17 protein-coding genes, 1 tRNA gene and 1 pseudogene are annotated in these 20,006 nt (G+C 71.8%); 9 read left to right on the top strand and 10 right to left on the bottom strand.

Annotated elements, in window-relative coordinates:
• Positions 1 to 89 precede the first annotated feature (89 nt).
• Positions 90 to 590, top strand: a complete 501-nt coding sequence (gene greA, locus AB0O19_RS20940) for a transcription elongation factor GreA (RefSeq protein ID WP_363621328.1) — start codon at positions 90 to 92, stop codon at positions 588 to 590.
• A 137-nt stretch (positions 591 to 727) separates the two neighbouring features.
• On the opposite strand, the gene AB0O19_RS20935 is transcribed toward greA, so the two are convergent.
• From AB0O19_RS20935 to ilvA, 3 genes are all read right to left on the bottom strand, one after another.
• Complete coding sequence (locus AB0O19_RS20935) at positions 728 to 1,585, bottom strand: ABC transporter permease (protein ID WP_363621326.1); 858 nt, start codon at positions 1,583 to 1,585, stop codon at positions 728 to 730.
• A 1-nt stretch (position 1,586) separates the two neighbouring features.
• Entirely contained in the window at positions 1,587 to 2,663 is a 1,077-nt protein-coding gene (locus AB0O19_RS20930; RefSeq protein WP_363621325.1) for an ATP-binding cassette domain-containing protein, read from the bottom strand.
• Positions 2,664 to 2,966: 303 nt separating this feature from the next.
• Positions 2,967 to 4,178, bottom strand: a complete 1,212-nt coding sequence (gene ilvA, locus AB0O19_RS20925) for a threonine ammonia-lyase (RefSeq protein WP_363621323.1) — start codon at positions 4,176 to 4,178, stop codon at positions 2,967 to 2,969.
• 122 nt (positions 4,179 to 4,300) lie between these two features.
• Here ilvA and AB0O19_RS20920 point away from each other — a divergent pair, with 122 nt between their 5' ends.
• Both AB0O19_RS20920 and AB0O19_RS20915 read left to right on the top strand, forming a co-directional pair.
• Positions 4,301 to 4,783, top strand: coding sequence for a MarR family transcriptional regulator (locus tag AB0O19_RS20920; RefSeq protein ID WP_363621321.1), 483 nt, complete (start codon positions 4,301 to 4,303; stop codon positions 4,781 to 4,783).
• 191 nt (positions 4,784 to 4,974) lie between these two features.
• Complete coding sequence (locus AB0O19_RS20915; protein ID WP_363621319.1) at positions 4,975 to 7,533, top strand: SpaA isopeptide-forming pilin-related protein; 2,559 nt, start codon at positions 4,975 to 4,977, stop codon at positions 7,531 to 7,533.
• Between the two features lie 172 nt (positions 7,534 to 7,705).
• On the opposite strand, the gene AB0O19_RS20910 is transcribed toward AB0O19_RS20915, so the two are convergent.
• Complete coding sequence (locus tag AB0O19_RS20910; protein WP_063348017.1) at positions 7,706 to 8,860, bottom strand: cystathionine gamma-synthase; 1,155 nt, start codon at positions 8,858 to 8,860, stop codon at positions 7,706 to 7,708.
• A gap of 171 nt (positions 8,861 to 9,031) precedes the next feature.
• On the opposite strand from AB0O19_RS20910, the gene msrA reads away from it, so the two are divergent.
• Complete coding sequence (gene msrA / locus AB0O19_RS20905) at positions 9,032 to 9,697, top strand: peptide-methionine (S)-S-oxide reductase MsrA (protein WP_363621317.1); 666 nt, start codon at positions 9,032 to 9,034, stop codon at positions 9,695 to 9,697.
• A 138-nt stretch (positions 9,698 to 9,835) separates the two neighbouring features.
• Positions 9,836 to 10,198, top strand: coding sequence for a cupin domain-containing protein (locus AB0O19_RS20900; RefSeq protein WP_350880013.1), 363 nt, complete (start codon positions 9,836 to 9,838; stop codon positions 10,196 to 10,198).
• 27 nt (positions 10,199 to 10,225) lie between these two features.
• Here the strand turns inward: AB0O19_RS20900 and AB0O19_RS20895 are convergent, their stop codons facing one another.
• From AB0O19_RS20895 to AB0O19_RS20885, 3 genes are all read right to left on the bottom strand, one after another.
• Positions 10,226 to 11,521 carry an Ig-like domain-containing protein gene (locus AB0O19_RS20895; RefSeq protein WP_363621315.1) on the bottom strand — a complete coding sequence of 432 codons (1,296 nt, stop codon included), beginning with the start codon at positions 11,519 to 11,521 and terminating at the stop codon, positions 10,226 to 10,228.
• A gap of 191 nt (positions 11,522 to 11,712) precedes the next feature.
• Positions 11,713 to 12,048: a hypothetical protein gene (locus tag AB0O19_RS20890; protein WP_063348021.1), complete on the bottom strand. Its 336-nt coding sequence runs from the start codon at positions 12,046 to 12,048 to the stop codon at positions 11,713 to 11,715.
• A gap of 509 nt (positions 12,049 to 12,557) precedes the next feature.
• Positions 12,558 to 13,958, bottom strand: coding sequence for a cystathionine beta-synthase (locus AB0O19_RS20885; RefSeq protein ID WP_363585474.1), 1,401 nt, complete (start codon positions 13,956 to 13,958; stop codon positions 12,558 to 12,560).
• Between the two features lie 254 nt (positions 13,959 to 14,212).
• Between AB0O19_RS20885 and AB0O19_RS20880 the strand changes: the two genes are divergently transcribed.
• The 3 genes from AB0O19_RS20880 (at position 14,213) to AB0O19_RS20870 (ending at position 17,852) form a co-directional block, all read left to right on the top strand.
• Positions 14,213 to 15,295, top strand: coding sequence for an SGNH/GDSL hydrolase family protein (locus tag AB0O19_RS20880; protein WP_363621313.1), 1,083 nt, complete (start codon positions 14,213 to 14,215; stop codon positions 15,293 to 15,295).
• 62 nt (positions 15,296 to 15,357) lie between these two features.
• Positions 15,358 to 16,578 (top strand): acetyl-CoA C-acetyltransferase, encoded by a 1,221-nt coding sequence (locus tag AB0O19_RS20875; protein WP_363621311.1) that lies wholly within the window; start codon positions 15,358 to 15,360, stop codon positions 16,576 to 16,578.
• A 290-nt stretch (positions 16,579 to 16,868) separates the two neighbouring features.
• Complete coding sequence (locus AB0O19_RS20870; protein ID WP_363621310.1) at positions 16,869 to 17,852, top strand: hypothetical protein; 984 nt, start codon at positions 16,869 to 16,871, stop codon at positions 17,850 to 17,852.
• 93 nt (positions 17,853 to 17,945) lie between these two features.
• Here AB0O19_RS20870 and AB0O19_RS20865 read toward each other — a convergent pair whose 3' ends face one another.
• The 3 genes from AB0O19_RS20865 to AB0O19_RS20855 all read right to left on the bottom strand — a co-directional run bounded on the left by AB0O19_RS20865 (position 17,946) and on the right by AB0O19_RS20855 (position 19,488).
• Positions 17,946 to 18,314 carry a hypothetical protein gene (locus tag AB0O19_RS20865; RefSeq protein ID WP_363621308.1) on the bottom strand — a complete coding sequence of 123 codons (369 nt, stop codon included), beginning with the start codon at positions 18,312 to 18,314 and terminating at the stop codon, positions 17,946 to 17,948.
• 80 nt (positions 18,315 to 18,394) lie between these two features.
• Positions 18,395 to 19,267 carry a Bax inhibitor-1/YccA family protein gene (locus tag AB0O19_RS20860; RefSeq protein ID WP_363621306.1) on the bottom strand — a complete coding sequence of 291 codons (873 nt, stop codon included), beginning with the start codon at positions 19,265 to 19,267 and terminating at the stop codon, positions 18,395 to 18,397.
• A gap of 139 nt (positions 19,268 to 19,406) precedes the next feature.
• Positions 19,407 to 19,488 (bottom strand) — tRNA-Leu (locus AB0O19_RS20855).
• Positions 19,489 to 19,881: 393 nt separating this feature from the next.
• On the opposite strand from AB0O19_RS20855, the pseudogene AB0O19_RS20850 reads away from it, so the two are divergent.
• A pseudogene (locus AB0O19_RS20850) lies at positions 19,882 to 20,006 on the top strand (ABC transporter ATP-binding protein); the annotation flags it as partial.

The raw sequence follows: 20,006 nt of genomic DNA, 5'->3' as shown, positions 1-20,006 counted from the left end.
CGTTGCTTTGTAGTTACGACCGATATCACCACCAACCCTGCTGACGACTCACACCCTCAGCACAGCCCCAGCACCTACGAGGAGCACCCGTGACCCAGACCAGTGAGAACGTGACCTGGCTCACTCAGGCCGGCTACGACCAGCTGAAGGCCGAGCTGGATCACCTGACCGGGCCCTGGCGCATCGAGATCGCCCAGAAGATCGAGGCGGCGCGCGAGGAGGGCGACCTCAAGGAGAACGCCGGCTATCACGCGGCCAAGGAGGAGCAGGGCAAGTACGAGCTGCGCATCCGCCAGCTGACCCAGCTGCTGGAGCGCGCCAAGGTCGGCGAGGCCCCGGCCGACTCGGGTGTGGTGGCCCCGGGCATGGTCGTCACGGTCGCCTTCGACGGCGACGAGGACGACACCATGGAGTTCCTGCTCGCCTCGCGCGAGGTCGCCGGCGCCGACACCATGGACGTCTACTCGCCGCAGTCGCCGCTGGGCCGCGCGATCGACGGCAAGCAGATCGGCGACGAGGCGACCTACGAGCTGCCGAACGGCAAGCCCGCCATGGTGAAGATCGTCAAGGTCGTGCCGCACGCCGGCTGACCAGGCCTGATCCAACGTGATCCGGCGTGATCCGGCGTGATCCGGCGTGATCCGACCTAGCCAGGCCTGACCGGCCGACGAGGGCGGCCGCGGAGTCCAGGACTCCGCGGCCGCCCTCGCGGCGTACCGGGCGCGGTTCAGCCCACGGCCGAGCGGTACTTGCGCACCGACAGCCAGGAGAACACCGCGGTGATCAGTACCGACCAGAGCACCGACACCAGCGCGGCGTGCTGCATCGGCCAGGTGGCGTCCACCGGGCCGACCTGGTTGCCGAACAGGTCTCGGCAGGCCTGCACGGTGGCGCTGAACGGGTTCCAGTACGCGACCGCCTGCAGCCAGCCCGGCATCGAGCTGACCGGCACGAAGGCGTTGGAGACGAAGGTCAGCGGGAACAGCCAGATCAGGCCGGCCGAGGTGGCCGCCTCGGGGCTGCGCACCGAGAGGCCGATCAGCGCGCCGATCCAGGAGAACGCGTAGCCGAGCAGGAGCAGAAGGCCGAAGGCGCCGAGTGCGTTGAGCACGCCGTCGTGGATCCGCCAGCCGACCAGCAGCGCGACCAGGGCCAGCACGACCACGGTGAACGCGGTCTGGCACAGGTCGGCCAGGGTGCGGCCGACCAGCACGGCCGAGCGGGCCATCGGCAGCGAGCGGAAGCGGTCCACCAGGCCCTTGGTCATGTCCTCCGCGATCCCGGCGGAGGCGCCGGCGACGGCGAAGGTGACGGTCTGGGCGAAGATGCCGGCCATCAGGAACTGGATGTACGAGTCGGAGCTGGAGCTCGCCCCGGGGATCTTGATCGCCCCGCCCATCACGTACGAGAACAGCAGCACGAACATGACCGGCTGCATCAGCCCGAAGACCACGATCTCGGGGATCCTGGTCATCCGGCGCAGGTTGCGCTTGGCGACCACCCAGGAGTCGTGCAGGGTGGCGGCGACGCCGCGGCGCTGCCTGGGCATCGCCTCGCCGATGGCGTGCTCGGTGGCGGTGCTCATCTCAGCGCTCCGTTCCGGCCGCGACGGCCCGCTTGTCCGGTCCCTGGCCGTCGGAGCCGTCCGGCCCCTCGGCGGACGGCCCGCCCTTGCCCCGACCGCCCCGGCCGCGGCCGCCGGAGCCGTTCTCCTCCTCCACCGCCTCGGCGACGTGGCCGGTGAGGGTGAGGAACACGTCGTCCAGGGTCGGGCGGCGCAGGCCGATGTCGTCGATCTCGATGCCGCGGGCGTCCAGTTCGCGGATGACGTCGGCGAGCACCCGGGCGCCGCCGCTGACCGGCACGGTGATCCGGCGGGTGTTCTTCTCCACCGCCGGCTCGCCCAGCGCGTACCCGGACAGCGCCGCGACCGCGTCGGTGACCAGGCCCGGCTCGTGCACCACGACCTCTATCCGCTCGCCGCCGATCTGGGCCTTGAGCTGGTCGGCGGTGCCGCGGGCGATCACCCGGCCGTGGTCGACGACGGCGATGTCGTGCGCCAGCCGGTCGGCCTCCTCCAGGTACTGGGTGGTGAGCAGCAGCGTGGTGCCCTGCTCGACCAGGGTCTCGATGACCTCCCAGAGCGCGAGCCGGTTTCGCGGGTCGAGGCCGGTGGTCGGCTCGTCGAGGAACATCACCGGCGGCCGGACGACCAGCGCGGCGGCGAGGTCGAGGCGGCGGCGCATGCCGCCGGAGTAGGTCTTGGCGGTGCGGTCCTTGGCCTCGGTGAGGTTGAACCACTCCAGCAGCTCCAGCGCCCGGGCCTTCGCCTGACGGGCGCTCATCTGGTAGAGCTCGCCGACCATCTGGAGGTTCTCGAAGCCGGTGAGGTACTCGTCGACCGCCGCGTACTGGCCGGACAGGCCGATCAGGCTGCGGACCTTGTTGGGGTGCTTGAGCACGTCGACGCCGGCGACCACCGCGCGGCCCGAGTCGGGACGCAGCAGGGTGGTGAGGACCCGCACGGTGGTGGTCTTGCCGGCGCCGTTCGGGCCGAGCAGCCCGAGCACCGTGCCCTCGGGGACGTCGAGGCTCACGCCGTCCAGGGCTCGTACGTCGCCGAAGGTCTTGACCAGGTTCTCGGCTTGGATGGCTGGCGCCATGGCCTGCCTCATCTCCTCGGACGAATATGGGCGATCTGTCACACTCTGCCCCTTTTTCGGGCATGCGGGCGACTCGGTTTTCGCCTACCGGCACACAGAACGCGATGTATCGCGAGTCTGGCAGTACGCGATATATCGCGTCAAGGCATAGGGCTCCGCCATAGTGACAGGGACCACTGACATCCACCGAGATCCGCTGAGGCCCGCCCCGCACCATCCGGCGCCCGAGACGCCAGGCCCCCCAAGCCCCCCAAGCGCCTCAGGCTCCTTATGCTCCTCAGGCTCCTCAGGCACCTTCGGGACTCAGCTGGAAACGACGTACCCCGAGTCCCGCAGCTCGCCGACCACGGCCGCGCAGTGCTCCGGCCCCTTGGTCTCCAGGTGCAGGTCCACCTCGACCTCGGTCAGCCCCAGCCGCGGGTCGATCCGCACGTGCGCGACGTCCAGCACGTTGGCGTCCAGCCCGGTCAGCACCCCCAGCAGGTCGGCCAGCGAGCCCGGCTTGTCCGCCAGCCGCACCCGCAGAGACAGGTACCGGCCGGCCGCCGCCAGCCCGTGCCGCAGCACCCGCTGCATCAGCTGCGGGTCGATGTTGCCGCCGGACAGCACGGCCACCACCGGCCCCTCGAAGGAGTCCGGCTGCTCCAGCAGCGCCGCGATCGGGGCCGCCCCGGCCGGTTCGACCACCAGCTTCAACCGCTCCAGGCCCAGCAGCAGGGCCCGCGACAGCGCGTCCTCGGAGACCGTCCGGACGCCGTCCGCCAGCGAGTTGACCACCTCGAACGGGATGTCCCCGGGCCGGCCGACCATGATCCCGTCGGCCATCGTGGCGTAGTGCTCCAGCGACACCGGCCGCCCGGCCGCCAGCGAGGGCGGGTACGCGGCCGCGCCCGCCGCCTGCACCCCCACCACCCGGACGTCCGGCCGCAACGGCTTGACCGCCGCCGCGATCCCGGCCAGCAGGCCGCCGCCGCCCACCCCGGCCAGGATGGTCCGCACCTCGGGGCACTGCTCCAGGATCTCCAGCCCGACGGTCGCCTGGCCGGTGACCACGTCCCAGTGGTCGAAGGGGTGGATGAACACGGCGCCGGTCGCCTCCGAGTACCGCTGCGCGGCCTGCAACGCCTCGTCCACCGTGGCACCGTGCAGCCGCACCTGCGCGCCGTACTCCCGGGTCGCCGCGACCTTGGGCAGCGGTGCCGCGACCGGCATGAAAACGGTCGAGTGCACCCCCAGCAGCGAGGCCGCCAGCGCCACCCCCTGCGCGTGGTTGCCCGCGCTCGCCGCCACCACCCCGCCGGCCCGCTGCACCGGCGAGAGCCCGGCGATCCGCACGTACGCGCCGCGCAGCTTGAACGAACCGGTGCGCTGGAGGTTCTCGCACTTCAGGTGGACCGGCGCGCCGATCAGCCCGGACAGGTACCGGCTGCCCTCCATCGGCGTCACCCGGGCGATCCCGGCGAGCATCTTCTGGGCGCCGCGGACGTCGTCGAGGGTGACCGGCCAGTTGTGCATAACGCCAGCCTACGGTGGTCGACACCGGCAATCCGGGATGCCGGGGCTGTTCCCGGGCCCGCCCCGCCCGCGTACGCTGCTGCTTCTGAGCCTCCCTCACCGCACGACGATCGTGAGCCGCGATGACGACGACCTCGCCCCAGGCCACCGACCGCACCGACCCCGTGCACGCCCGACTCCAGTACCAGCTGGCGGTGTTCGCCCGCCGGATGGACCAGGTCCGGACCACCGGCGGCGGTCTCGGCGCGCTGGACCGGGCCGCCTACCTGCTGCTCGACCGCCTGGAGCGGCACGGGCCCGCCAACGTCAAGGCACTGGCCGAGTCGCTCGGCGTCGACTCCTCCACGGTGACCCGGCAGGTCGCCCCGCTGGTCGCCGGCGGGTTGGTCGGCCGGGTCCAGGACCCGGCCGACCGCCGCGCCGTACGCCTCGCGCTGACCCCGGTCGGCTCCGGCCGACTGGTCGAAGTCCGCGACGGGCGGGCCGAGTTGACCCGCCGCCTGACAGCCGACTGGCCGCCCGAGGAACAGCAGGCGTTCTGCGCCCTGCTGGCCCGCTTCAACCACGCGATGGAGTCGTACACCGCGGACCAGCAGGGCCAGTGACCGCCGACGGCCAGTGACCGCCGACGGCCGGAGGCCGTCCCCCGCGCCCGGACCGATCGCCCGTCGACACACAGCCGAACGGGTGCATTAACACGATTTTCAGATGACAACACCAGCGAGTCACGATGCTCGGCCCTCCAGCCCGGAACACTCCGAGGGCCCCATTGTGTCCACATGGTGAGAGGACTGAGGTGAAGCCCAGTCAGAACCCGGTGACCACCGTCACCTGGAGACGCCGACTCGGCAGGACGGTGGGTTCCGTCCTGGCCCTGACGCTCGTGCCCTTCGGCATGTCACTCGTCGCACCGCCGGCCGCGTACGCGGCCGGTCTTCCGGGCGGCCTCGGGCCGTGCCTGGGTGCGGACTGTCCCGCGACGTTCCCCCCGGTCAACAACGGTCCCTTCGCAGGCCGCGACGACGGCGTGAACATCTTCGTCGGCGGCGACTTCAACGTCGGCGGTTCCGCCGCGGAGGCCGAGGGGCACGTGGTGACCCTCGGCAACTTCGACCTGAACAAAGCCCCGGGAGGCAGCTCCGTCTACAACATCGGCATCGTCGGCGTCGGCTCACGGGTCCCCCCGCCGAACGGCGCCGACTTCCTCACCGCCGGAGGCAACGTCACGGTGGCCCCGGGGCAGAGGCTCCTGGCGGAGGGCGGCGTCGTCCGCTACGCGGGCACGGCCACGGGCACCATCGTCGGCACGAAGGTCCAGGAAGCACAGGCCGTGGCCGCCTACACGCCGCTGCGCGGTCAGCTGCAGACGGCGAGCGAGTGCTACGCCGGGGTCGGCACACCCCGCCCCGCCACCGGAACCGCGGTCAACCAGGGGTACCAGACCCTGTTCACCGGTGACGGCACCTCCGCACTCCAGGTCTTCAACGTCGACTTCGACATCGCCGGGAACGGAGGCTCCACTCAGGGCATCGCGTTCGCCGGCATCCCCGCGAACGCGACGGTACTCGTCAACCTCGTGGGCGGCGCCCGCACCATCAACACCTACAGCGGGAGCCTCCAGGACACCGATCCCTGGAACCAGCTGCGCGAGCGCCTCCTGTGGAACTTCCCCGCCGCGACGTCCGTCACGCTCAAGGGATCGGGGCAGTTCCAGGGCAGTGTGCTGGTCGGCAACCCGGCCAGCACCGCCACCATGAGCCTGCCCGGTCTGAACGGACGGTTCTTCACCACCGGTTCGCTGCTCCAGAACTCCGGCTCGGGGATGACCGGGACCGAGTTCCACGCCTATCCCTTCAACGGCGACCTTCCGGCGTGCGGAAGTCCCGCTCCCACCGCCTCGACCAGCGTGACCAAGGTCGATTCCGTCACGGGGCAGCCCCTGGCGGGGGCCACCTTCCAGCTGTGGCGTGAGACCAACGGCGTCCCCGGCCTCCAGACCTCGGGGGGCACCCCGGACACCGAGGTGGGCGCCCCCTGCACGACCGGGGCGAACGGCGTCTGCTCCACGACAGGTCTCCCGTTGGGCACCTACTACTGGCAGGAGACCGCCGCTCCCCCCGGCTACGACCTGCCGGAACTCAACGTCACCACCGTCGTCCTCGACACCAACGGACAGAACGTCCCGATCACCGTCCAGGACACCAAAGCCACCGCCCCGACCGGCTCCACCACGGTCACCAAGGTCGACTCCGCCACCGGGCAACCGCTGGCCGACGCCACCTTCCAACTCTGGCACGAGACCAACGGCACCCCCGGCCTCCAAACCACCGGAACCAACCCCGACACCCCCGTCGGCTCCCCCTGCACCACCGGAGCGAACGGCACCTGCTCCGCAAACGGCCTCCCCCTCGGCACCTACTACTGGCAAGAAGTATCGGCACCCAACGGCTACGACCTGCCGGAACTCAACGTCACCACCGTCGTCCTCGACACCAACGGACAGAACGTCCCGATCACCGTCCAGGACACCAAGACCATCGCCCCGACCGGCTCCACCACGGTCACCAAGGTCGACTCCGCCACCGGGCAACCACTGGCCGGCGCCACCTTCCAACTCTGGCACGAGACCAACGGCGTCCCCGGCCTCCAAACCACCGGAACCAACCCCGACACCCCCGTCGGCTCCCCCTGCACCACCGGGGCGAACGGCGTCTGCTCCACGACAGGTCTCCCGTTGGGCACCTACTACTGGCAGGAGACCGCCGCTCCGCCCGGCTACGACCTGCCGCAGCCCGCGGTGACGACCGTGGTCCTCGACACCGACGGACAGAGCATCCCCGTCACCGTCCAGGACACCAAGACCACCACCCCGATCGGCTCCACCACGGTCACCAAGGTCGACTCCGCCACCGGGCAACCGCTGGCCGGCGCCACCTTCCAGCTGTGGCACGAGACCAACGGCACCCCCGGCCTCCAAACCACCGGAACCAACCCCGACACCCCCGTCGGCTCCCCCTGCACCACCGGAGCGAACGGCGTCTGCTCCGCGGACAACCTTCCGTTCGGCACCTACTACTGGCAGGAAACCGCCGCTCCCCCCGGCTACGAACTGCCCCAGACCGCGGTGACCACGGTCGAACTGACCGTGGACTGCCCGTGTGTGACGATCACGGTCGAGGACGAGAAGTGCCCGCCGAAGCCGTGTCCGCGCCCCCCTCACCCGCCGCACTCATGGGCCTCAGCGGACTCATGGACCATGTGGGGCGGACGGAACCTCTGGGACCTGGTACGCGGTGAGTCCGGTCCGAACGAGGACTGCGCTGCCGCGTCGCCCACTTCCTGGAAGCGCTCCTGAAGGACCGCTCCGGCGCGAGCGCGTGAGGGCATGACGCGACGGACCGGCCGGAGGAGCCCGCAGGGGCTCCTCCGGCCGAGTGCGCCGACAGCGCGGCAGGTGACCACCGCGGTCCCCAGCCGGCTCATCGAGGCCGAAGATCCTCAACAGAATCCGGGCCTCTGAACGCGTCCTAGCCCAGTGCCTGCTTGAGGTCGGCGAGCAGGTCGTCGATCGACTCGATGCCGACCGAGACGCGCACCAGGTCGGCGGGCACCTCCAGCGCCGAACCGGCCACCGAGGCGTGGGTCATCCGGCCCGGGTGCTCGATCAGCGACTCCACGCCGCCGAGCGACTCGCCGAGGGTGAACAGCTGCGCACGGTTGCAGACCTCGACCGCCGCCTCCTCGCCGCCCTGGACCCGGAACGAGACCATGCCGCCGAAGGCCTTCATCTGCTTGGCGGCGATCTCGTGGCCGGGGTGCTCGGGCAGGCCCGGGTACAGCACCTGGCTGACCTTCGGGTGGCTCGCCAGCAGCTCGGCGACCTTCTCCGCGTTGGCGCTGTGCCGGTCCATCCGGACACCCAGCGTCTTGATGCCGCGCAGCACCAGCCAGGCGTCGAACGGCCCGGAGACGGCGCCCATCGCGTTCTGGTGGTACGCCACCTCCTCGCCCAGGCTCGCGTCGGCCAGCACCAGCGCACCGCCGACCACGTCCGAGTGGCCGCCCATGTACTTGGTGGTGGAGTGCACGACCGCGTCCGCGCCGAGCGCGATCGGCTGCTGCAGGTACGGGCTGGCGAAGGTGTTGTCGACCACCAGCAGCGCGCCGGCGCCGTGCGCGACCTCGGCGAGCGCGGCCAGGTCGGTGATGCCCAGCAGCGGGTTGGACGGGGTCTCCACCCAGACCGCGCGGGTGTTGGGGCGCAGCGCGGCCCGGACGGTGGCCAGGTCCTGGGTGTTGGCGACGGAGAACTCGACGCCCCAGCGGGTCAGCACCTTGGCGAACAGCCGGAAGGTGCCGCCGTAGGCGTCGTTGGGGATCACGATGTGGTCGCCCGGCTTGAGGATGGTGCGCAGCAGGGTGTCCTCGGCGGCCAGGCCGGAGGCGAAGGCGAGGCCTCGGGCGCCGCCCTCCAGCGCCGCGAGGCACTCCTCCAGCGCGGTGCGGGTCGGGTTGGCGCTGCGGCTGTACTCGTAGCCGCCCCGCAGGCCGCCCACCCCGTCCTGCTTGTAGGTGGACACCTGGTAGATCGGCGTGACGACGGCCCCGGTCTGGGGGTCTGCTTCCTGACCCGCGTGGATGGCGAGGGTCTCGAAGCCCTGGGGAAGCTGGTGCTCGGTCATGGGTCGAGCCTAGTGGCCGTGCGGCCCGGCGCCCTCCGGAACGTCCCAGCCCGCCGTGAACCGGGCCGGCTGCGAAGCGGGGCTGCGGCGGAATCCGGGCGGCGCCGGAATCCGGGGGCGGCCCGCCGCGTTGAATCCTGCGCAACCCTCCCTACCCCGCAGGAGCAGGCCGTGCTGTTCAACCGCCACAAGACCTCGCTCGTTCCCGCCGACCAGGCGCTGCCCGGCCGGGAGTCGCCGGGCTTCGCACTGCGCGAGCCGCACACCGTGCTCGGCCACCCGCTCACCGGGCCGTACCCGGACGGCCTGGAGGTGGCCGACTTCGGGCTGGGCTGCTTCTGGGGCGCCGAGCGGACGTTCTGGCGCCTGCCCGGCGTCTGGACGACGCTGGTCGGCTACCAGGGCGGCTACACCCCCCACCCGACGTACGAGGAGGTGTGCAGCGGGCTGACCGGGCACACCGAGGCGGTCCGGGTGGTGTTCGACCCCTCGGTGATCTCCTACGAGCGGCTGCTGAAGACCTTCTGGGAGGCACACGACCCGACCCAGGGCAACCGCCAGGGCAACGACGTCGGCACCCAGTACCGCTCCGCCGTCTACACCCACTCCCCCGCCCAGGCCGCCGCCGCGGCCGCCGGCCGGGACGCCTTCCAGCCGGCCCTGACGGCGCTCGGCTACGGCCCGATCACCACCGAGATCGCCCCGGCGGGCCCGTTCTACCCGGCCGAGCCGTACCACCAGCAGTACCTGTCCGACGCCAAGAATCCGAACGGCTACTGCGGCCTCGGCGGCACCGGCGCCTCCTGCCCGATCGGCGTGGCCCGCACGCAGGGCTGACCGTCCGTGACCGTTCCGGCGGGCCGGCCACCCGAGGTGACCGCCCGCCGGTCGGGGCGCAGACTGGAAGGGCCAGCAGACGGGCCTGCCTCCTCTCCGCGCGGGCGGCCGGGCCGTCCGCGCGGAGAGGAGTGCGCCATGTCCGGTCTCGTCCGCATGAACTTCGACGCCCCCGAGGAGGTCCGCCCCTTCGAGGAGGGCACGGGGGAGCTGCGCCTGGTCAACCTGGACGCCGGCCCGGTGGGCCGGGCCGTGTTCCACCCGGGTTGGCAGTGGTCCAAGCACGTGAAGCCGATCGCCAGGACCGACAGCTGCCGGGCCGCCCACACGGGGTACGTGGTCTCGGGCCGGATGAGGATCGTCATGGACGACGGTCAGGAGACCGAGTTCGGCCCCGGCGACCTGATGATCTGCCCGCCCGGGCACGACGCCTGGATCGTCGGCGACGAGCCCTGCGTCATCGTCGACTGGCAGGGCTTCGCCGACTACGCCAAGCGCTGACCGGCGGGCTCCCGGCGGCTCCCGGCGTCAGACCGCGCTGCCGGCCTTCCAGGCGGCCCAGCCGAGGTTCCAGCCGTTCAGGCCGTTGTCCGGCGCGACGGTCTTGTCGCCGGAGTTCACGACCTCGACCACGTCGCCGACCATGGAGCTCTTGTAGAACTTGTAGCCGTCCGTGCTGCCGTCCTGCGCGCCCTTGGCGTCCTGGAGGCCGATGCAGCCGTGGCTGGTGTTCTGGCCGCCGAAGATCGACGACGAGGACCAGTAGTTGCCGTGGATGAAGGTGCCCGAGGTGGTGAGCCGCTGGGCGTGCGGCACGTCCGCGATGTCGTACTCGCTGCCGAGGTTGACGGTCTGCGAGTTCATCCGGGTCTGCTGGAACTGCTCGGAGATCACCATCTTGCCGCCCCAGGTGCGGTGCTCGGGCGACCCGCCGGAGATCTTGTAGACGGCGCTGACCTGGCCGTCGGTGGTGACGGTGAGCTTCTTGGCGCCGAGGTCGGCGACGCTGGTCTGGGCGCGGCCGATGGTGAAGCGGACGTCCTTGGACTGGGTGCCGTAGACGCCCTTGGCGCCCTCGACGTCCTTGAGCCGGAGCTTGAGGGTGACCTTGGTGCCCTTGGCCCAGTACTCCTGCGGCCGGAAGTCGAGGCGGGTGCTGGAGAACCAGTACCCGACGATCTCGACGCCCGGCTCGGCTATCACGGTGATCGCCTGCTGGACGGCCTTGCGGTCGGTGATCGGCTTGCTGAAGGTGATCGAGACGGGCATGCCGACGCCGACGACCGAGCCGTCCTCGGGCGTGAAGTAGCCGACGAAGGTGTTGGCCGGGGTGGCCGTGGTGAAGGTGGCGTTGGCGTCCGCCTCCAGCTTGTCCTTGTCGAGGGCGGTGGCGGCCACGGTGTACTTGGTGCCGCTGGCGGGGGCGGCGGCCGAGGTCCAGCTGGCGCCGTCGGAGGCGAGCTGGCCGGCCAGTTCCTTGCCCGTGGAGTCGGTGACCTTGACGGTGCCCAGGGTGCCGTTGCTGACGGTGACCTTGACCGGCTCGCTGAAGCTGGCGGAGGCGGCACCGTCCGCAGGAGTGACGGTGATGACGGCGGTCGAGGTCTTCGGCGCGCTGCTGGTCCCGCCGGAGCCGCTGCCGGTGCCCGGGGTTCCACCGGAACCGCCCGAGCCGCCCGAGCCGCCCGAGCCGTTGGCGTCGGCGCTCTTGGTGTCGTTGCAGGCCGCGAGCAGCAGGACCGGCGCCCCGATCAGGCCCGCGAGCACTCCGCGCCGGCTCCAGTTGCCTCCGCCTGCCCGCCCCTGACCGTCCCGTGCCGTCACGTCGCGTCTCCCTGCTGATCATCCCGGGCATTTACGGATACAGAAACGCAATCCGCCCGTGCACGGTTCCACCTCCGAAGGGTAAGCGATCGTATGAGATGACCCAACTTCCCGGTGAACAGGGAAAAACGCCCGGCCTGCGGGGCAGACCGGGCGTTCACGAGCGGTGACGAGCCAGCGGAGCGAGGCCGCTACTCGGCGGACTCGTCCACCACGTACTCGTCCCACCCCTCGTTCTCGGGGTCGAACTCGGTCTGCGCCGACTCCCAGGTCGCCGAGGCCAGCTCGACACCCGGCACGTCGCCGAGCAGCGCCACCGGGTCGATGAAGTGGGCGAGCGAACCCGACGGGTCCACCTCGATGGCGTCGACGGACTGGGCGCGCTCGTCGTCGTCGAGGTACTCGTCCTCGGTCACCTGCTTCAGGGCGGCCGCCTTGAGCGCGCCCTCGTCGGTGATCTCCGCGATGAGCTCGATCTTGAGCCGGACGTAGCGCGGCTCGTCCTGGGTGGTTTCAGTGCTGGTCATGCGTGTGAGCGTACGGGAAGGGCCGGTCCCTCGGAGAAGGACCGGCCCTGCCGTTCTCCGCCTCGGTTCCCCCACCCGGGAACCGCGGAGACGCGCCGTGCGGCGCGAGGTGCCGCGGGAGCCGCCGCACCCTGTCGACCGGCCGCAGCCGGGCAGGGGCGGGACGACGGCGCCTCCCGCGGAGGCCCCTCTCCCCCGTTGCCGGGCTGGAGGGCGGACACGGCGGGCCGGGTCAGGACCGCCCGACGTGTCCGGAGCCGACCGCGTCCGCCGGGGAGCCGCTCCCGGACGGTTGCCGTCGTCTCGCTCGGCGTCTTGCCGTTGACCACCACGATGCCGGACCGTTGTTAACCGCGTGCTGCGGGCAGGTGACGCCGGTGTACCACTTCGCCCGTGGGCGAACCGCGGGCGAAGCGTGGGCGAACCCTCGTCCGCCCCGCCGACCGGGGCCGGCGGCGGGATCGGGGCCGGCGGCGGGGCCGGTCAGGGCCGGGGCCTGGGCCGACGGGTCAGTGCGCGGCGCGGCCGGCGAGGAAGCCCAGCAGGTCCTGGCGGGTGACGATGCCCTGCGGCTTGCCCTCCACCAGCACCACCGCGGCGTCGGCCTTCTCCAGCACGGTCATCAGGTTGGTGACCGTCTCGCCCGCACCGACGACCGGCAGCGGCTTGGACATCACCCGGTCCAGCGTGTCGGTCAGCTCGATCTCCTTCGCGAAGACGCCCTCCAGCAGCAGCTTCTCCGCCACCGAGCCGATCACCTCGCCGGCCATGATGTCCGGGTGGCCGGCACCCGGGGAGACCACCGGCATCTGCGAGACGCCGTACTCGCGCAGCACCCGGACCGCCTCGGCGACCGTCTCGTTCGGGTGCATGTGGACGAACTGCGGGATGCCCTCGTGCTCGATGGCGTCCTTGCGGGCCAGCACCTCGCCGATGTGCGCCTCGTCGGTGGCCGAGGGCAGGAAGCCGTAGTCGGCCATCCAGTCGTCGTTGAAGATCTTGGACAGGTAGCCGCGGCCGCCGTCCGGCAGCAGCACCACCACGACGTCGTCCGGGCCCAGGTCCTTGGCCACCTCCAGCGCGGCCACCACGGCCATGCCGCAGGAGCCGCCGACGAGCAGGCCCTCCTCCTTGGCCAGGCGGCGGGTCATCTGGAAGGAGTCCTTGTCGGAGACGGCGACGATGCCGTCGGCGACGTCACGGTCGTAGGCGGTCGGCCAGAAGTCCTCGCCCACGCCCTCGACCAGGTACGGCCGGCCGGTGCCGCCCGAGTAGACCGAGCCCTCCGGGTCGGCGCCGATCACCTTGACCTTGCCGCCCGAGACCTCCTTCAGGTAGTTACCGGTGCCGGAGATGGTGCCGCCGGTGCCGACGCCCGCCACGAAGTGGGTGATCCGGCCCTCGGTCTGCTCCCACAGCTCCGGACCGGTGGAGTGGTAGTGCGAGGCCGGGTTGTCCGGGTTGGAGTACTGGTCCGGCTTCCAGGCGTTCGGGGTCTCCCGGACGAGCCGGTCGGAGACGTTGTAGTACGAGTCCGGGTGCTCGGGGGCCACGGCGGTGGGACAGACGACCACCTCGGCGCCGTACGCGCGCAGGGTGTTGATCTTGTCGGTGGACACCTTGTCCGGACAGACGAAGATGCACTTGTAGCCCTTCTGCTGGGCCACGATCGCCAGGCCGACACCGGTGTTGCCGGAGGTCGGCTCGACGATGGTGCCGCCCGGCTTCAGGGCGCCCGAGGCCTCGGCGGCCTCGATCATGCGCATCGCGATGCGGTCCTTCACCGAACCGCCGGGGTTGAAGTACTCGACCTTCGCCAGCACTGTCGCGCTGATGCCCTCGGCGACCTTGTTCAGCTTGACCAGCGGCGTGTTGCCGACGAGGTCGATGATCGAGTTGTGGTACCGCACGGGGGTCCTCCCGGTTGTGGGCATGCGAGTGCTTTCGGTACTGCAAAGCCTAGGCCGTGCCGCCCGCCCCAGCCCGCCCTTCCGCCCCACCCGCCTCTCGCCCCGCCCCGGCCCCGCGCGGCGGCCCCCACCCGCCCTCCTCCCCCAATGGCCCAGCCCCGCAGGTAGCCCCGGCCCCCGCGCGGGTAGGAGGGGGGTGCAGGCATCGCCATGGCCCCGGAGGGGGCGGCACGAGGACGCGAAGGGGGCATCGGATGCCAGGGGCACAGGACTCGCGGGCCCGGGTGGCCCGCCGGATCGCCACCGCGGCGGCGTACGGCGGCGGCGGGCTCGGCCTGCTGGGCGTGGGCCTGGTGGGCGTGCTGCTCACCGAGAGCAAGCTGGCGATCCAGGCCATCGGCGTGCTGGAGGGCGATCCGCCCAAGGCCGACGGCGTCTACGGCGAGGCCTTCGCCGACAGCTCCGCCGCCACGCAGCCGCCGCTGGTGCTGGCCGTCCTCGGCGACTCCACCGGCGCCGGCCTCGGTGTGCTGCGGGCCCGGGAGACCCCGGGCGCGCTGCTGGCCGCGGGCCTGGCCTCGGTGGCCGAACGCCCGGTCCGGCTGGTCAACGTGGCCCGCACCGGCGGCCGTTCCGCCCACCTCTCGGGCCAGCTGGAGCAGGCGCTGCCGCACCACCCGAACGTCGCCGTGCTCATGATCGGCGCCAACGACGTGACCCGGCACAGCCCGGCCCAGCTGGCCGTCCGCCAGCTCGGCGAGGCGGTCGCGGCGCTGCGGGCGAACGGCTGCGAGGTGGTGGTCGGCACCTGCCCGGACCTCGGGACGATCAAGCCGGTGCGCCCGCCGCTGCGCTGGGTGGCCCGCCGGCTGAGCCGGCAGCTGGCGGCCGCGCAGACCATCGCGGTCGTGGAGGCCGGCGGCCGGACGGTCTCGCTGGGCTCGCTGCTGGGCCCGGAGTTCGCGGCGCGCCCGGAGATGTTCGCCGCCGACCGCTACCACCCGTCCGCCCAGGGCTACGCGACGGCCGCGATGGCCGTGCTGCCCTCGGTGTGCGCCGCGCTCGGCCTCTGGCCGGAGGAGGAGCGCCCGGCCACACCCGTGCCGGGCGGGACGGTGCTGCCGGTGGCGATGGCCGCCGCCGCCGCGGCCGGGCGTTCGGGCACCGAGGTCGCGGCCGTCGAGGCGGAGGGCACCGGCCGCCGCTGGGCGTTGCTGCGCCACCGGCTGCGGGTCGGGCTGCCCGGCTCGTGGGCGCCCGAGGAGGCCGGGGAAGGAGCCGTTCCAGAGGCCGGCGACACGTCGGCCAGCTCACACGCCGGGACGGGTGACGCCTGATCTACCAGGCGGTAACTTTCCTCCCGGACGCCAGTCCGCCGTCACCCAGCGAGGAGCCCGCCATGCCCGAAGCCGTCATCGTCAGCGCCACCCGTTCGCCGATCGGCCGGGCCTTCAAGGGCTCGCTCAAGGACGTCCGCCCCGACGACCTGACCGCCCACGTCATCCAGGCCGCCCTGGCCAAGGTCCCGCAGCTCGACCCGCGCGAGATCGACGACCTGATGCTCGGCTGCGGCCTGCCCGGCGGCGAGCAGGGCCACAACCTGGCCCGCATCGTGGCCGTCCAGATGGGCATGGACTACCTGCCCGGCGCCACCATCACCCGCTACTGCTCGTCCTCGCTGCAGACCACGCGGATGGCACTGCACGCGATCAGGGCCGGCGAGGGCGACGTCTTCCTCTCGGCCGGCGTGGAGACCGTCTCGCGCAGCGTGAACGGGACCTCGGACGGCATGCCGGGCACCACGAACCCGGTCTTCGACGAGGCCCAGGCCCGCACCGCCAAGCGCGCCGAGGAGGGCGGCGGGGAGTGGCACGACCCGCGCGAGGACGGCCTGCTGCCGGACGCCTACATCGCGATGGGCCAGACCGCCGAGAACCTGGCCGTGCTCAAGGGGATCACCCGCGCCGAGCAGGACGAGTTCGGCGTCCGCTCGCAGAACCTCGCCGAGGCCGCCATCAAGGCCGGCTTCTGGGAGCGCGAGATCACCCCGGTGACGCTCCCGGACGGCACCGTGGTGAGCAAGGACGACGGCCCGCGCGCCGGCGTCACGCTGGAGGGCGTCTCCGGCCTGAAGCCGGTGTTCCGGCCGGACGGCACCGTGACCGCCGGTAACTGCTGCCCGCTGAACGACGGCGCCGCCGCGCTGGTCATCATGTCCGACACCAAGGCCCGGGAGCTGGGCATCACCCCGCTCGCCCGGGTGGTCTCCACCGGCGTCAGCGCGCTCTCCCCCGAGATCATGGGCTACGGCCCGGTCGAGGCCTCCCGGCAGGCGCTGCGGCGGGCCGGCCTGACCATCGACGACATCGACCTGGTCGAGATCAACGAGGCCTTCGCCGCCCAGGTGATCCCGTCCTACCGGGATCTCGGCATCGACCTGGACAAGCTGAACGTCAACGGCGGCGCGATCGCCGTCGGCCACCCGTTCGGCATGACCGGCGCCCGGATCACCACCACCCTGATCAACTCCCTGCAGTGGCACGACAAGCAGTTCGGCCTGGAGACCATGTGCGTCGGCGGCGGCCAGGGCATGGCGATGGTGATCGAGCGCCTCAGCTGACCCGCCGGGCCGCCCCGAAAGGGTCTGGACCACCCATTTGGAGTGACCGTGAGTAATTGAGGGCCGGATCACATCGCGAGGTCGATCCGGCCCTCTTTTCGCTCGTTTTCAGCTCGGAAATCGACACTGCGGAGCGGATCAACTCCACTGCGTAGAACGGTGTTACCTAACAATTTGGGGACAAGAGCGAAAGTCCCCCACAAATTAGACATTCGCCACTGCGGCAACAGCCCCGGATGCGGCAGTGTGGACACGTAACCCCGTTCCGCTCCTCGCTAGGAGTACGTTCCGTGAGCGCCGTCTACACCATCCTGCTGCTGATCCTGATCACCGTGTCGACCGCCGTGCTGCTCCACCTCCGGGGACTCTCCCGCCGGCTGGACGCGCGGGCCGCGGCCCAGGCCGCACCCGCCCCGGTGGACCAGGCCGCGATACGCCAGGCCGTCACCGAGGCACTCGCCGCCGACCGCGAGCGGGAGATCACCGAGGCCCGGGCGTTCTGGGCCGAGCAGGAGGCCCGTGCGGCCGAGGACGCGCCACTGTTCGACTCCCCGTACACCGGCCCGTTCGCCAGCACCGACGAGTGGCCGCTGTTCTTCCCCCGCCCCACCGGCCCGCAGGACGCCGTCGACAACGCCGGCACCATGGACCCGGAGTTCGGCGAGGCGCTGCGCTCCGCGCTGGAGGACCTGATCAACGAGGGTCCCGCCGAGCCCGGACCCGAGGGCGGCTCGTCGCTGTTCCCCGGCCAGGGCACCGGCACCTTCTCCGCCGGCACCTCCTCCACCGGCACCTCCTCCACCGGCTCCGCCGAACCCACCGGGGACGCCCGCGCCCGCCGCGAGGCCGACCTGCTGGCCACCGGTCTGGAGGCCGGGCTGCTGGACGCCGACCAGGCCGTCGAGGACGCCCCGGTCGCCGCGCCCGACCCGCGCCGCCACCCCTCCCACCCCGACTTCGTGCCCAGCCAGGCGCCGTCCCGCGAGTGGACCGACACCCGGCTGGCCACCCTCGCCGACGAGGCCGTCGCCCTGATCGACGTCCGCCCGGGCCCGCTGGGCACCCTGGACGTGTACGCCTTCGCCGACGGCACCACGCTCTGCGTGGCCCCGGGCGACCGGGAGGCCGCCTACCGGCTGATCGACGCGGTCCGTGCCGGTGAGCACGTCCGGCTGCTCGGCGGCTCGCGCTTCTCCGGCTCGTACTCGCTGACCTTCTCCACCGACGAGGAGGCCGTCTACGTCCTCGCCGACCGGGTGGTCGCCAGCATCTGACGCCGCCCCAGCAGCGCGGCACACCACAGCACGCCGAAGGCCGGCCGGGTCAAGGGGTTACCGACCCGGCCGGCCTTCGGCGTGTCCGGACGTCTATCCGCAGAGCGCCGCCGTCTCCCGCACCGCGGCCAGCGCCCCGGCCAGCACCTCCGCGGCCGCCACCGGCCCGCCCGGCAGGGCGAGCGCGTCGCCCTCCGGCAGCGCCGCCAGCGCGGCCGCCAGGTCGTGCCCGGCGACGGCCAGTTGGTCCCCCGCCGCGAAGGCCCCGGCGTCCGGGAACTCCCGATCCGGCCCGCTCTCCGCCGCCAGCGCCAGGGCCGCCAGCCGCCGGGCCAACGCCAGCGCGGCCGCCGCCCGGGACTCGTACCCGGGCACGGCGCCCAGCAGTTTGCTCTGCGGCAGCGAGCGGAAACGATCCGCCAAGGAGTCGACGGCTTCGACCAGGAGCTGTACGTCATGCATGACAGGGAGCCTAAACGCCGCCGGGCCCCCGGAGCGTTTCGCTCCGGGGGCCCGGCGGCAGTGGCACGGCGGGAACGCGATTAGTCGTCGCCGCGCAGGATCGCGATCAGGCGCAGCATCTCGACGTAGATCCAGACCAGCGACAGGGTGAGCCCGAAGGCGGCCCGCCAGGCCTCCTTCTGCGGCGCGCCCTGGGCGATGCCCTCTTCGATCGCCGCGAAGTCCAGCGACAGGAAGAAGGCGCCGAGGGCGATGCCGATCAGGCCGACCACGATGCCCAGCGGGCCTGAACGCAGCCCCATGTCGGCGCCGAACGCCATCGCGATCATGTTGACCAGCATCAGCAGCACGAAGCCCATGGCAATCGCGATGCCGATCCGGGTGTAGCGCGCGGTGACCCGGATCCGGCCGCTCTTGTAGGCGAACAGCATCGCCGCGAAGACCGCCGCCGTACCCAGCACCGCCTGGATCGCGATGCCGTTGATGACGGTGTTGAGCGCGTGCGTGACCGCGCCGAGCGCGAAGCCCTCAAGAGCCGCGTAGGTCAGGATCAGCGGCGGACTGACGCTGCGCTTGAAGGAGACCACCAGGCCGACGACCATGGCCACCAGGCTGGCGCCGATCGCGAAGCCGAAGTTCTCGAACGGCAGCACGAACCAGGCCACCGCGCCGGCGGCGACCAGGGTCAGCAGCGTCATGGCCGTGCGCGCGACCACGTCGTCGAGCGTCATCCGCCCGGTGGCGGCGGGGCCGGCCGACGGCCCGTTGTACATCTCGTACAGCTGCTCGTCGGTCAGCGGGCCCTGCGCCTGCGGCTGCTGGGCGTAAGGGGTCCCCGCGTAGGGGTTGTTGCTGTACTGGCCCCCGGCCTGCGTGGTGGTACCGAACCCCGCGTAGCCGGGCTCGCGGGTGAAGGACCCCTCCCGCGAGAAGACCGGGTTGCTGCTTCTCATTGCACATTCCCTCCGTGGCGGCACTGCACCGCCCAGCCACCAGGGTAATGGCTTGGCAAAAATATCGGGATACGCCGCGAGGAGGATCACTGAACGACTCCCGGCGGGGACGCCGTCGGCGCCCCCGCGAGTCGAGCGGTGCCCGGAGCCGGACTCGAACCGGCACGGCCTCGCGGCCAAGCAGTTTTAAGCTGCCCGTGTCTGCGTTCCACCATCCGGGCGTCCTGAGGACGGACCCCTCCATCGGCCGGAGAAGAAGCGCTCCACCCCCGGTGCGGGCCACCCCAGAGCCTAGTCGCCCGCCTCACCCTTTCGCATGTTCCCAGCCAGGGAAGTTGTCATGTTTCCTTGCGATCTGACGAACAGTCCGCAATTCGGCCACGAAGTGTACGAGTTCCGGCCACCGCCCAGCGCTCAGGGTCGGCGTCATACCCCAGGAGGAGGGCGTCACCTGGCCGTACGCCCAGCGATGGTCAGGCCAACCGTCCGGCGGAGCGACGAGAACTCGTGATCACACGGCGGAGCATGGAGGTACGGCCGGGCGCCCCTGGCGGCCCGGCCGTCCAGGCGCCCAGCGCGTCTCCCGCAGCCCGCGACCACCAAGGAGCACCCCCGTGACCACGTCGACCGCAACCGCCGTCCGGACCGGCCTGGCGGCCGCCCGCGCCACCGGCCTCAACAAGGTCTACGGGGACGGGGAGACCCGCGTCGTGGCCCTCGACAACGTCAGCGTCGACTT

Source organism: Kitasatospora sp. NPDC091276 (genome assembly GCF_040684355.1).
GTDB lineage: Bacteria > Actinomycetota > Actinomycetes > Streptomycetales > Streptomycetaceae > Kitasatospora.
Note: the sequence above shows the minus strand (reverse complement) of the source record. Positions and strands in the feature narration are given on the sequence as shown.